The 12,399-nt window shown below is 42.2% G+C and carries 21 protein-coding genes; 20 read left to right on the top strand and 1 reads right to left on the bottom strand.

Going from position 1 to position 12,399, the window contains the following annotated elements; genetic code table 11:
* The first annotated feature begins 2 nt into the window (after window positions 1-2).
* From BAU14_RS10635 to BAU14_RS10600, 9 genes are all read left to right on the top strand, one after another.
* A complete protein-coding gene (locus BAU14_RS10635) occupies window positions 3-617 on the top strand; it encodes a hypothetical protein (protein ID WP_161900089.1) in 615 nt (204 codons plus the stop codon).
* A gap of 225 nt (window positions 618-842) precedes the next feature.
* Entirely contained in the window at window positions 843-1,271 is a 429-nt protein-coding gene (locus BAU14_RS10630) for a hypothetical protein (protein WP_161900088.1), read from the top strand.
* A 157-nt stretch (window positions 1,272-1,428) separates the two neighbouring features.
* Window positions 1,429-2,202, top strand: a complete 774-nt coding sequence (terS, locus tag BAU14_RS10625) for a phage terminase small subunit (RefSeq protein ID WP_161900215.1) — start codon at window positions 1,429-1,431, stop codon at window positions 2,200-2,202.
* Entirely contained in the window at window positions 2,187-3,479 is a 1,293-nt protein-coding gene (locus tag BAU14_RS10620; RefSeq protein WP_161900087.1) for a PBSX family phage terminase large subunit, read from the top strand. The genes terS and BAU14_RS10620 overlap by 16 nt, the downstream gene beginning before the upstream one ends.
* A gap of 13 nt (window positions 3,480-3,492) precedes the next feature.
* Entirely contained in the window at window positions 3,493-4,944 is a 1,452-nt protein-coding gene (locus tag BAU14_RS10615; RefSeq protein WP_161900086.1) for a phage portal protein, read from the top strand.
* Window positions 4,898-5,101 carry a hypothetical protein gene (locus BAU14_RS14260; protein ID WP_202622220.1) on the top strand — a complete coding sequence of 68 codons (204 nt, stop codon included), beginning with the start codon at window positions 4,898-4,900 and terminating at the stop codon, window positions 5,099-5,101. The genes BAU14_RS10615 and BAU14_RS14260 overlap by 47 nt, the downstream gene beginning before the upstream one ends.
* A 9-nt stretch (window positions 5,102-5,110) precedes the next feature.
* A complete protein-coding gene (locus BAU14_RS10610) occupies window positions 5,111-6,736 on the top strand; it encodes a minor capsid protein (RefSeq protein ID WP_161900085.1) in 1,626 nt (541 codons plus the stop codon).
* Complete coding sequence (locus BAU14_RS10605) at window positions 6,733-6,996, top strand: hypothetical protein (RefSeq protein WP_161900084.1); 264 nt, start codon at window positions 6,733-6,735, stop codon at window positions 6,994-6,996. The genes BAU14_RS10610 and BAU14_RS10605 overlap by 4 nt, the downstream gene beginning before the upstream one ends.
* A gap of 61 nt (window positions 6,997-7,057) precedes the next feature.
* Window positions 7,058-7,255 (top strand): hypothetical protein, encoded by a 198-nt coding sequence (locus BAU14_RS10600; protein ID WP_161900083.1) that lies wholly within the window; start codon window positions 7,058-7,060, stop codon window positions 7,253-7,255.
* Here BAU14_RS10600 and BAU14_RS10595 read toward each other — a convergent pair.
* Entirely contained in the window at window positions 7,244-7,453 is a 210-nt protein-coding gene (locus tag BAU14_RS10595; RefSeq protein ID WP_161900082.1) for a hypothetical protein, read from the bottom strand. The genes BAU14_RS10600 and BAU14_RS10595 overlap by 12 nt on opposite strands.
* A 178-nt stretch (window positions 7,454-7,631) precedes the next feature.
* Here BAU14_RS10595 and BAU14_RS10590 point away from each other — a divergent pair, with 178 nt between their 5' ends.
* The 11 genes from BAU14_RS10590 (at window position 7,632) to BAU14_RS10540 (ending at window position 12,348) form a co-directional block, all read left to right on the top strand.
* Window positions 7,632-7,817: a hypothetical protein gene (locus BAU14_RS10590; RefSeq protein WP_161900081.1), complete on the top strand. Its 186-nt coding sequence runs from the start codon at window positions 7,632-7,634 to the stop codon at window positions 7,815-7,817.
* A gap of 1 nt (window position 7,818) precedes the next feature.
* The gene (locus BAU14_RS10585) at window positions 7,819-8,043 is read left to right on the top strand and encodes a hypothetical protein (RefSeq protein WP_161900080.1); all 225 of its coding nucleotides are present in this window, start codon (window positions 7,819-7,821) and stop codon (window positions 8,041-8,043) included.
* A gap of 37 nt (window positions 8,044-8,080) precedes the next feature.
* Window positions 8,081-8,263: a hypothetical protein gene (locus BAU14_RS10580; RefSeq protein ID WP_161900079.1), complete on the top strand. Its 183-nt coding sequence runs from the start codon at window positions 8,081-8,083 to the stop codon at window positions 8,261-8,263.
* Complete coding sequence (locus tag BAU14_RS10575; protein WP_161900078.1) at window positions 8,263-8,523, top strand: DUF6275 family protein; 261 nt, start codon at window positions 8,263-8,265, stop codon at window positions 8,521-8,523. The genes BAU14_RS10580 and BAU14_RS10575 overlap by 1 nt, the downstream gene beginning before the upstream one ends.
* Before the next feature lie 117 nt (window positions 8,524-8,640).
* Window positions 8,641-9,303, top strand: coding sequence for a DUF4355 domain-containing protein (locus BAU14_RS10570; protein ID WP_161900077.1), 663 nt, complete (start codon window positions 8,641-8,643; stop codon window positions 9,301-9,303).
* 11 nt (window positions 9,304-9,314) lie between these two features.
* Window positions 9,315-10,313 (top strand): major capsid protein, encoded by a 999-nt coding sequence (locus BAU14_RS10565; RefSeq protein WP_161900076.1) that lies wholly within the window; start codon window positions 9,315-9,317, stop codon window positions 10,311-10,313.
* Between the two features lie 13 nt (window positions 10,314-10,326).
* Window positions 10,327-10,674, top strand: a complete 348-nt coding sequence (locus tag BAU14_RS10560) for a phage head-tail connector protein (RefSeq protein WP_161900075.1) — start codon at window positions 10,327-10,329, stop codon at window positions 10,672-10,674.
* Window positions 10,655-11,008, top strand: a complete 354-nt coding sequence (locus BAU14_RS10555; RefSeq protein ID WP_161900074.1) for a hypothetical protein — start codon at window positions 10,655-10,657, stop codon at window positions 11,006-11,008. The genes BAU14_RS10560 and BAU14_RS10555 overlap by 20 nt, the downstream gene beginning before the upstream one ends.
* Window positions 10,998-11,540, top strand: coding sequence for an HK97 gp10 family phage protein (locus tag BAU14_RS10550; RefSeq protein WP_161900073.1), 543 nt, complete (start codon window positions 10,998-11,000; stop codon window positions 11,538-11,540). Before BAU14_RS10555 ends, BAU14_RS10550 begins: the two co-directional genes overlap by 11 nt.
* Complete coding sequence (locus tag BAU14_RS10545; protein WP_161900072.1) at window positions 11,541-11,903, top strand: hypothetical protein; 363 nt, start codon at window positions 11,541-11,543, stop codon at window positions 11,901-11,903.
* A 13-nt stretch (window positions 11,904-11,916) separates the two neighbouring features.
* On the top strand, window positions 11,917-12,348 hold the full coding sequence (locus BAU14_RS10540) for a phage tail protein (protein WP_161900071.1): 432 nt from the start codon (window positions 11,917-11,919) through the stop codon (window positions 12,346-12,348).
* The last annotated feature ends 51 nt before the right edge of the window (window positions 12,349-12,399 follow it).

Raw genomic sequence — 12,399 nt, 5'->3', positions numbered from 1 at the left:
ATATGAAGAAAATTGATTTAACTGGGAAAAAATTTGGCCGTTTGACGGTATTAGCTGAATCTGGAAGGAATAGAAATAATCATATTATTTGGTTATGTAAGTGTGATTGTGGAAATGAAAAAAATGTGTTAGGTGATAGTTTGCGACGAGGTCATACTTTGAGTTGTGGTTGCTTAGCCTTGGAAAAATTAAGCAAGAGAAGCTATAAGCATGGATATAGTAATGAACGGTTGTATCGAATTTGGGCTGGTATCAAAACAAGAACTACAAATAAAAATAGGAGGGAATACCCTAACTACGGAGGTCGGGGAATTAGAATGTGTAGTGAATGGTTTAGTGATTATTTGGTATTTCGAAAATGGGCATTGGAAAATGGGTATGGTGATTCATTATCAATAGATCGTATCGACGTTAATGGAAATTACGAACCTTCTAACTGCCGTTGGGCCAATGATAATGTTCAAATGAACAATCAAAGGTCGAATCACTTAATTACTTGTAACGGAAAAACTCAGAATATTGCTCAATGGTCAAAGGAAACAGGAATTCCAAGACCTACAATCTCTAGTAGAATTTTCAAGTATAAAATGACTCCTGAGAAAGCGTTACAGCCATGATGGACTGGAAAGCATTCTTTGATGATCTTCAAAAATGGATGGCCGCATCGAATCAAGTTTTGCAACGTTGTTCTTTTGATTCAGATGATTATTGGAGCTGGCTTGTACACTCATTAGGTGAGCTTGGGAATAAATACAACAATCATCCATTGGTTAATAGAATATTGAGTGCGGTTATTTCTTTTCAAGATGACATGTATATGCAGTCAAATGGGAGGTAGTAGTTTGAAAGAGGAAACAAAAAGGAAAAAATACTATTTGAAAAAGTATCGCCGATGCATTGCAAAGATTGACCGCTTAGAAGAAAAACTTTCTGAGTTGGATTTCAAACTTGAAGGACTGAACAGTAAAGAAATTACTGATATGCCCCGAGGCGGACAGCCTCTTACACTTGATGAATTATTAGTTCGAAAAGAAGAATTGAATACCCGAATTAATAATTTGGTTCAATCAAGTCATAGGATTAGACAAGAAGCTTGTTTTGCTTTTGATGCTTTGGATGATGAACGGTGTGCTGAAGTTTTGGAGATGTATTTTATTGATCTCTTGTCTTTTGATGAGATTGCTGAATCGAAGCATTATTCTTTTCGTCATGTAACTCGGCTATATAGTCAAGGATTGGAAGATGTACGAATTGCTAATTTTAGGTCATAAGCAGGACATAAATATGTCATAGTTCTGTCATATACAATAGAAGAAAAAAGTTTTAAGATTGTAGTATCGAATAATGTATGAGAAGGCATCTGTGCACGCAGGTGTCTTTTTTCATGCAGTCTACAAAACAACACAGTTGAAAAGAGGTGGTGAAGATGTGGCCCGAAAACGAAATCCGCTACGGGATGAAGCTTATAAAATCTGGATAGAATCGAATAAGACTAAGCCTTTAAAGGATATTGCCGATGAGTTAGGCGTGTCTGCTTCGACTGTCCGAAAATGGAAATCCGAGGATAAATGGAGCGAGGTATCGAAACTGAGCGTTCCGAATGAAAAAGAGCGTTACGATTCAATGTTTGGAAATCAAAATGCTACCAGTAATCAGGGCGGGGCACCACCTAGGAATAAAAACTCTGTTAGTCACGGTTTATTCGCTAACTGGTTACCCGATGATACAAGGCAGATCATTCAGGAACTATACACGTCTGACCCGGCAGATATAATCTGGAACAACATTATGATTCAGTACACAGCAATCATTCGTGCTCAAAAAATTATGTATGTGCAAGATCAGTTTGACTCAACGGAAGATATCGTGACAGTCGAGGTTGATCCGAAACTAATTGATATAAAAACTGGAAATGCTGTTCAAACAAAAGTAACTCGACAGTTCCAATACTCCTGGGACAAACAAGCAGCTTTTATGAATGCCCAGTCCCGTGCCATGTCCACCTTGGCTAATTTAATTAAACAATTCGTAGCAATAGCTGATGAACAGGATGCTCGTCGAAAGAAATTAGAATTGATGGATGCGCAAATCAAGCTAGTAACCGCAAAAGCTACGATTGATAAACCAGATGGTGAAATTCCAGACGATGGCTTCCTAGCAGCGTTGGAATCGGAGGGTGAAGAACTATGGCCCGAGGAATGAAAGTATCTGTCTTTAAATTTAAGAAGTTTTCCCGAAAACAGAAACAAATCTTAACGTGGTGGACTAAAAAGTCAGCAGTTCGAAACAAGGACGGTATCATTGCTGATGGTGCTATTCGATCCGGAAAGACTATTTCAATGTCCTTGTCGTATGTCATGTGGGCCATGTCAACTTTTGCCAACCAAAACTTTGGAATGGCAGGCAAGACAATAGGTTCTTTCAGAAGAAATGTTCTCTTTTGGTTAAAACTGATGCTGTTTGCCCGAGGATATCGGTTCAAAGACCACCGTGCAGACAATTTATTGGAAGTTACCCGTGGCAATGTCACCAACTATTTCTATATTTTTGGTGGGAAGGATGAACGGTCCCAAGACCTCATCCAGGGGATCACGCTAGCCGGGATGTTTTTCGATGAAGTAGCCTTGATGCCAGAATCCTTTGTCAATCAAGCGACAGGCCGTTTGTCAGTGGATGGTTCTAAGATGTGGTTCAACTGCAACCCGGACGGTCCGTATCATTGGTTTAAGACTAACTGGATTGATAAGCAGACTGAGAAGAATCTGGTCTATCTCCATTTCACAATGGACGATAATCTGAGCCTTTCCGAACGAATTAAAGCCCGCTATCGCAGCATGTATTCAGGAGTTTTCTATCAGCGCTATATCTTAGGTCTGTGGACGGTAGCAGAAGGTATTATCTACGACATGTTTGACCAAGCCAAGCATTGCTATGATGCAATGGTGGATTTTATTTTTGGTCAAACCTATATCTCTATCGACTACGGTACGCAAAACGCAACCGTTTTTTTATTGTGGCAAAAGGGCAAAGATGGAATCTGGTACTGCGCTAAAGAATACTACTATTCAGGCCGTGACAATGCCAAGCAGAAGACCGATAAAGAATTTGCTGATGAACTAGTAGAATTTACTAAAGATATTCGAATCAAAGAAGTAATCGTGGATCCATCGGCGGCCTCCTTTATTGCCGAATTGGAAGAGCGGAAGTTTCGTATTCGGAAAGCCAAGAATGATGTACTAGATGGAATCCGGCTTGTAGGCACCATGCTGAACGAGGAAAAAATCAAGATTCATGTGGATTGCGTGAATACATTGAAAGAGTTTAGTAGCTACACGTGGGACAAAAAGGCTGCTGATCGTGGTGAGGACAAGCCTGTAAAAACGAATGACCACGCCATGGATGCTTTGCGTTATTTCGTGTTTACTATCCTGAATAAATCTAAAAAAGCAGTGGTCCGCAAGAAAATCAGAGGACTATAAGAGAGGTGAGAACATGGCAATTGCAATTAATCGAGAGATCGCTGGTGATCTAAATAACCCATCAACGGAACTGCTAAATTACTGTATGGAGCAACATCTGAACAATAAGGCTCGGCTTGAAAAGCTATCGAATTATTACGACGGCAAGCAAGAAATCCTGAACCGAATCAAAGAGGATGATTCAGCACCGAATAATAGGCTCCTTATTAATCATGCAAAATACGTGGTAGATATGAATGTGGGTTTTATGGTGGGCAATCCAATTGCCTACAGTGCTTCGGAAGGAAACGACATTTCTGCTATTTTGGATGAGTACGATCGAATTGATATCGTCAGCCATGATACGGAACTCGAAAAGGATCTATCGACTTTTGGTGTTGGGTACGAATTGATATATTTACGAAAAGTATCTGAGGCGGAAACCGAAACCGATGTCCGCTGCATTGACCCGCGAGGAATTTTTCTCGTGACAGATGACACCATCGACAAGAATCCACTCTTTGCGGTACACGTCCAACCTGTCTACGATTTGGAAGGTGGCATCGACCATTATTTGTACAAGTATTACAACGACAACCGAATTATCACCTTTAAATCTGACACAGAAGGGCAGAGTGGATACACATTTGTTAAGGCTCTACCGCATTACTTTGGCCGTGTCCCAGTAATCGAGTATCGAAATAACGAGGAGAAACAGGGAGACTTCGAACAGGCTATCAGCTTGATTGATGCCTATAACCTTCTCCAGTCAGACCGGTTGAATGATAAGGAAGCTTTTGTAGATGCTATTCTCTTCATTCAAGGATTCATGTTGGATGATAAAGACGGTGAAGCACTGATGGAGGATCGTATGCTCCAGGTGCCTGGTCTTCCTTCAGAAACGTCGGCTAGCTATTTGACCAAGGAAATGAACGAAAGCAACGTCTCTATGCTTCGAGACGCGATTCTGGATGACTTCCACAAAGTAACCTATGTGCCGAACATGAACGACGAAAACTTTGCCGGAAATGTGTCGGGAGAAGCTATGAAGTATAAATTATTTGGACTCCTTCAGCTGATGTCTGTTAAGTCTAGGTACATGATTAAAGGGCTACGGCAACGGCTGGAGATTTTTGCCACCGTTCAAAACCTCAAAGGTCCAGAAGTTGATGTGACTGGGGTAGAGATTAGGCTGAAGCCAAATCTGCCAGTTAATACTTCAGATACTATCAATCAAATTGTATCTGCCTACAATGCTGGTATTTTACCTTTGCGCTTCCTGTTGACCTGGCTGCCGGACATATCAGATGTGGATGAAGTGCTAGAACAACTAAATCTCGAAAAAGAGGAAGCTATAGCTCTTCAGCAAAGGGCCATGGGTTCTCAGGCTGATGATAGCCACAGTGATTTGGATGAAGAACCTGACGAGGAGGATGAAGATGAATCAAAAACAGTTAGAAGAACTGATGAAAATGAACGAGAATAATCAAACACTAGAAGCTGCTTTTTTTGAAACGCAAAAAGGGTTGAGCATTCTAGCTAAACAAGGAAAATTCTTGTTTGATGAGTGTGTTACAAATGGGTTCAATGAACAACAAGCACTTCAGTTCACTATTGGGGTTTTCACTGGTTCTGCTAAGTAGGTGAGGTAGATGGCAAAGAAGAGTAACAAGCTATCTTACTGGCAGCGCCGGGCTCTTGAAGACGAGAAAGCCATTAACGACGGTGCAAAGCAGGTAGAAAAGACAATTGTCTCAGCCTATCGCCAAGCCCAAGAGTATCTGACCCAGAAAGCCAAGAAGCTTTTCAAACGGGCTCAAGCGAAGACAGGCTACGAGGAAGCCGAACTCAAAACGCTGTTGAATGAAACTGTGCCGGTTGAACAGCTGGTCGAGCTTCAGCGATTAGCGAAGGATATCAGTGATCCGAACATTCAAGCATCAGCTAAGAAGCGGCTGGATGCTCTAGCGATGAAACACCGCATCACTCGTGCAGAAGACTTGAAGGCTAAAGCTCACCTTGTTGCCCGTCAAATTGCTGACGTTCAACTGAGTGAATCTACTGGCTATTTTGTGGATGCCATTCAGAAAGTCTACCAGCGTGAGCAAGCCAATGTGGCTATCCAACGCCTGGAGGCTAAAGGCGTTCAGCTTGAAATATGGAATCAGTCAGACTGGGAAAGTGCCCGGAGTGAGTTCAAACAGCTTTCCACCAAAGAGACCAGAAATATCTTGGAAAGCCATTGGCACGGGTCGAATTACTCCAAGCGAATCTGGAACGACACAGAAAAGCTAGCCAAACGCTTAGAGGAGCTTTTTACTGTCGAAGCCCTCACCGGCATGAGTCAGCAGGATATGGTTAAGGCCATTGTTAAAGAGTTTGATACTTCTGTTGGTGTAGCTCGTCGGTTAATCCGAACGGAAGCCAACTATATGGCGAACCAAGCAAAGTTGAAATCTTGGATTGATAATGGGGTTGAGCATTACCGGTTAGTGGTCGTTTTAGACTTTCGCACTTCTAGCATTTGTCAGTCAAAATCAAAAGAGAACAAGCGGTACAAGGTATCTGAAGCCGTGGTCAACGGAGCAGAAGGAAACTACCCACCGTTCCATCCGTGGTGCCGGACAATCGCAATCGCTGATTTTGGCAAACGAACGTTAGAAGGAATGAGAATTGCCAATGATCCAATAAGCGGGAAGACGTTTGATTTACCACAGCGGGCTACTTACGAGGACTGGATCAACAAGCTCCGTGAGTCGTATTCAGACGAAGAGATCGCCAAGCATAAGGAAATGATCCTCAATCGGTCGAAAGACAATGAGCAGTATCGGCATTATCGCAGTGTGATTGGCAAGGAATACGCACCGCCGTCATTGGATGAATTTCAGGAAATCAAGTATAATGATGGTGATGAATGGCAGCAACTGAAGAGTACCTATCAGGACGTAAAGACCATGAAAAGTGCTTTTAGTGATTATGAATCGCTTGTTAAAACTAACGATGTTCGAAAGCTGCCTTTTGAGTCTAACCCTAATTCGGTAAAAGATTTCTTTGATGGAGGAAAATTGGAGCGCCGCCGCTATTATGGCAAAACGGGCAAGCCAAAGAAAGATATTGATTACTCAGATCATGGAAATCCAAAAGAACACCGAGAAGTCCCTCACGTTCATGAATGGTCATCATATGAGCGGGACAGGCAAAAGAAAGTCATTCGAGAGAAGGAACGTAGTCGGTCACTTGCAGAAAGAATAGTTGATGATTGGAGGGGACCAAAATGAGTTTACGAGATGATGTACTTTTCAGCTTGGAAATTCACGGAGACATTGAATTCTATTATAAAGGACAGCATTATTATATAGGCTACAACAATGATGATCCTGATAATCCCGATAACGGATACGTCATTTTAAAAAGTCCTAACAATCAAATAGCTATCGGACATTCAGATGATTGGTCAGGTGCTCTTGATGAAAAAATTTTTGATGGAAAGTCAATGAATGATGTTTTTGATGAATTAAATTTTACGTTGCTGATATAGCACCCAGTCGCAGGTTTGCGATTGAGTGCTATTTTTGTACTCAAAATTAAGGAGGTCTCCAATGGAAATCAAAATTAATGGATCACCAGAAGAAATAGCAAAGTTGCTCCAAGTTGTCGGGAGCAACTTAGAGCAACGGTTAGTAAAGATTATTCATAACCCTAGTAGTATTGACGAGATGACTTTTGAAGTAACTGCTAAGGAAGTTTTATCCAAAAATGATCCGTCAAAGTTTCCTCGCACAAACTTAACTATTTAACCATTCATGGTATTTGTCTAATAGCAATAATGTTGTAATTCTTGAAGAATAGTTTGTAAAACTAACAAAATCCTTTTGAGGAATTGCCCCTGGAGGATATCCGTTAGATTTCGCAAAGTCGTTTGTAATCTTTTGCGAAATAAAATCTAGATACTCTGGATCAAGTTGTTTTATAAACTCCTGGAAGTCCTTTTCCATATTTTTTCACCCCCTTATCAGTTTTTCGACTGACCACTAGCCGATAAGAAGATTATACCAAAGGAGAAACTATCTATGCTAAAACAGAATAATCCTTGGCAACCGACGACCTTACGAGAAGTAGTCGGTCTTTTCGTGCTACCCGTCAAAAAACCGCCCGACAGAAAGGAGATATCCTATGAACGTATTTAAAGTAACTTTTAGCCATGCTTGGAATCATTGGAAGGATTTCACTTTCGTGACCTGTTGTTCCAAAGCAGATGCAATTCAGAAAGCAATGTCTGAAATTGACATCCCAGAAGTGATGAATGAAAAGTTGATTATTACTGTGTCAGTGGAAGGTCATTTAGGAAAGAGGAAGTAGAATGGATGATTTTAACCTGATTAAGCAGAAAAAAGAGCGCGGGGTGACAAATCAAGAGTTCATGGATAAATCCAAAGAATTTTTCGAAGACGCAGACAGCATTGTTGTTGTGGGCGTCAATCCTGATGGAATCATCTCGACCTTTTACACTCAGAGTACTTCTCTGAATGCCATTGGTATGATGGAAGTAGCTAAATCGCAGCTTATTTCAGAAATGGAAGTATAAAGAAAAAACTATTTATCAAAAGAGAGGATTTTGCAAAATGGAATTGATTGTATTCACAAATAACGGACAAACCTATCACTTTAATGATGTAACAAATTTTAGACCAACAACTACCGGATTCTCTTTTTCATATACAGGGAAAGCAACAGGTGTAACTCGTCAGGCAGTATTTAACAACACCAGCACAGCAGGCTATGCGTTGAGAGAGGTTGGAGAATAATGGATAACGAATTATTTATTGCAAAGTGCAAGGGAATCGTACGAAATAAAATTGAGGAAGCTATTGCTGATCCTAGCGGAGCGGTACCTCATTTTGATGTATTTATAGTTTGGTCATGCAAAACTCTACAAAACAATAAAGCCATTTTGAGCGCCAGTATTAAAGGCGCACCGCTATATGAAGTGACCCACAACGGTGACAAAGGTGAGATTTATGTTGATACCTACACGAAAGAATCAAATGAGTGTATTAAAGTCTAGCATCCACTAGGCTTTTTATTATGCCTTTTTTCTTGTTCCAGGCGTTAAAGAGGACCTGTCTAGCCGCCGGGCGTTAAACGAGATTCGAGTAGCGACGTAATCGCCGGAGGAAATACTATGAAAGACTTATTTAAATTGCCAATGAATTTGCAGTTTTTTGCTGAACAAGACGACGAACAAGAGACTGGTGCTGATGATGAAAATCAACAACAGGATCCGCCAGAAAGAAAATTCACCCGTGCTGAAATGGCTGGAATTATCGCTGCAGAGGTAAAGAAAGCTACCGAAGCCATTGTTCAGAAAAAAGACGAGGAAATTCAACAGGCAAAGACCGAGGCTGAGAAACTAGCACAGATGAATGAAGATCAAAAATCTGAGTATGAGCGTCAACAGCGAGAAGATGCTCTTTCGAAACGGGAGGCTGATATCACTGCTCGTGAATTACGAGCTCAAGTTACTGTCCAACTGACTGAAGATAATCTACCTGCTGAACTGACTGATTTATTGAATTTTTCTGATGCAGATGCGTGTAACGATTCCTATCAAAAGGTAAAAGATGCCTTTGCGAAGGCTACTGGTTCATTTGATGAGGCTGTGCAAACTGAGGTTAACAAACGTCTAGCCAATTCGGCTGATCAACCTTTAGGAAATGGTCAATCTGCTGCTGGTAACAATCCTTGGTCTAAAGAATCTTTCAATTTGACTGAGCAAGGACGGATTTTAACAGAAGACCCGGAACGTGCGAAGTTATTGAAGCAACAAGCCAAAAATAAGAAATGAGGGAATAGTAAATGGCGAAAACTTTAATTAGTGACGTAATTGTACCTGAGGTTTTTAACAGCTACGTCATCGAAAGAACTGCAGAATTATCTGCCTTGTATCAATCAGGAATTGTGGTGGCTGATCCAGAATTGGATAAATTGGCCACGGCGGGCGGGAAATTAATCAATATGCCGTTTTGGCATGATCTGGCTGGTGACGATGAAGTGCTATCGGACAGCACCCCGCTGGAAACAGATAAAATTGATGCCGGACAAGACATTGCAGCACTGTTGATGCGCGGAAAAGCATGGAAAACCAATGACTTGGCCAAGGCTTTGTCTGGGGACGATCCAATGCGCGCGATCGGTGATCTGGTGGCAGCTTACTGGGCACGTCGTCAGCAGGTTACGTTGCTGTCTACACTAAAAGGCGTATTTGGTTCAGCGGCTACTAAAATGGCGAGCAACAGCCTGGATATTTCTGCCGAAACTGGAAATGCTGCTGCCTTCACTGGTGAAACCTTCATTGATGCTTCGTATAAACTGGGGGATGCAGAAGAAAAACTGACAGCAATCGGTGTTCATTCTTCTGTGTATGCCAACCTTCGGAAACAGAACTTGATTGAATTCTTGTTGGCTTCTGACAATACCAAGATTCCAACCTATATGGGCAAACGGGTTATTGTGGACGACGGTATGCCGGTAGATGGTGGTGTATTCACGTCTTACATCTTCGGTGCCGGAGCAATTGGACTGGGGAATGGTGCAGCTCCCGTGCCGACTGAGACAGACCGGGATTCGTTGGCTGGGGATGATATTCTTGTCAATCGACAACACTTCTTGCTTCACCCGCGTGGTGTTAAATTCACCAGCAAGTCTGTTGCGGGTTCTTCACCGACAAATGCAGAGTTGGCCTTGGGGACGAATTGGGAACGGGTATATGAGCCTAAAAATGTTCGGATCGTTCAGTTTAAGCACAAACTCTATGTGCCATCCGTGACGGTTCCTGGCGGCACTGGCGGAGAGTAAGGAGGTCTAATTGATGGATGAGGAAAAGCTGAAAGAAATGACTGATTCCTTAGCAATCCGCTTAGGCGTTAGTGACGAGAATGAGAAAGCTAAGCTAAAAGGTCTAATCGAGGATGCTTTAATCCTCGTCCTCGATTTTACCGGGAGGGATTCTGAAGATATTCCAGAACAACTCTATTATTATGCTCGCCAATTAGCTGTGATTACATGGAATCGTGAAGGAAATGAGGGGGAGGCTTCTCGTAGTGAAGGTGGCATTTCTCAAACTTTCATTATCGATATCCCTCCAGATATTCAATCTGGTTTGCGGCGTTATCGTGTTGGGAAGGTGGTCAAGCGTTATGCGCCTAAGAAAGCGTGAGCTTCAAACGGTTTGGTTGAAACATCGAAAAGTTACTTCTGACGATGAGGGGAATGATGTAATCACCTACTCGGAGGACCCCAAAGAATTGCAAATGAATGTTCAATCGGCTGGTGGTCAAGTAATGGCTCAGATTTATGGTGAGAGCCTTCCTTACGTCAAGACATGCAAGTATCAAGGATACCAGCTAAAAGCCGGGCAGAACGAAAAGGACGGCATTTGTATGTACGTTTCAAAGGACAAGGATCCAGACTATGAAGTTGTGGCTATTCAACCTTTTTCTACTCATCTGAATATCACGTTGAAAAAGCGAGGTGTTTCTGATGGGAGTTGAGATTAAGGGACTGGACAGCTTGCGTCGAAAGCTGAAGGCTACGCCGAAAATCCTTGAAGATGCGATGTGGGATGCAACGTTTGAAATTACTGAGTTAATCAAGCAAGCAACAGAACTTCGTATCGATTCCAGCGTGAAATACGGCAGTGGTGAATTGTCCGGAAGCTATAAAAATGAAGTAGTGATCAACGCTCAAGGGAAAATTGTTGCGCGTATCTGGTCTGACAAAGAGCAAGCCATGTATCGCGAGTTTGGTACGGGGCCAGTTGGTCAGGCAAGTCAGAAAGATCTGCCAGAAGGGATTACTCCTGTCTACTCAACTTCTGCATGGTTTATTCCGGTTGACGAAGTTGAGATAGATTTAGAAGCTATTTACGGTATTCCTCGGATTACAATCCAAGGGAAAGACTTCTTCCTAACCCGCGGTCAGCCGGCACGTCCAGCTTTATATCCTTCCTTGAAGGAAATCGTGGAGCAAGCACCAGATATCTACAAAGAACACGTCCAAAAACGACTGAAGGAGCTGAAATAGATGGAAACTATCAACATGAAATCTGTGACAGTTGAAGTCCTAAAGTCGGTTCCCGAGATCAAAAAAGTTGCTACGGATTACCCGTCAAACTGGACGACTTTTCCCACAGCAATCTATCGGACAGTTAACAAGCCGTATCAGATAGATGCTTTAGGGGAAGAGTTGCAAACTCAGTGGACGATTACCGTTGAGCTATACGGAACAGGCAGCCTTACTGCCATAGCTACACAAGTGCTAGAAACCTTTGGAACGATTGGTTTTACGGGCACCGCCAAAGATGCAAATACTGCCGACCTTAAACGAGTTGTTATTGAGGTATCGGCAGTCGTTGATAATGTCACGAAATATGTTTACCAGAAATAGGAGGAATTAAACTATGGATTTTGCAGGTCTATTATCAAAAGGAACGGTACTGACTTACAAGGACGGTTCTACGAGTAAGCCGGTTGCTGCGGTTAAATCGATTCCCGCATTGGGTTCTGATCCAGAGAAAGTGGATGTCACTCACTTGGGCTCAGAAAAGAAAGCTTATATCAAAGGAATTCAGGATGTGGACAATATGGAATTCGCCATTATTTATCAAGGCGATAACTTCCGTGACATTCACGCCTTGGTTGAGACAAATAAATCCGTTGACTGGACGATTACTTTCCCAGACGGCATGAAAGCCGAATTTACCGGGGAACCGTACTACAAATTTGACGGTGCAGAAGTCAACCAAGCGATTGGTTTTAACTTGGGCGTGGTTGTTAGCGATGGGCCAGATATCACACCATCTACTGCACCAACACCACCATCAGAAGGCTAATCAACAGATCATCGAGACCGGGGAAATCCTGGTCTCTATTTTTTATCAATT

It is taken from the genome of Candidatus Enterococcus leclercqii (assembly GCF_009933135.1).
Classification (GTDB): domain Bacteria; phylum Bacillota; class Bacilli; order Lactobacillales; family Enterococcaceae; genus Enterococcus_C; species Enterococcus_C leclercqii.
Note: the sequence above shows the minus strand (reverse complement) of the source record. Positions and strands in the feature narration are given on the sequence as shown.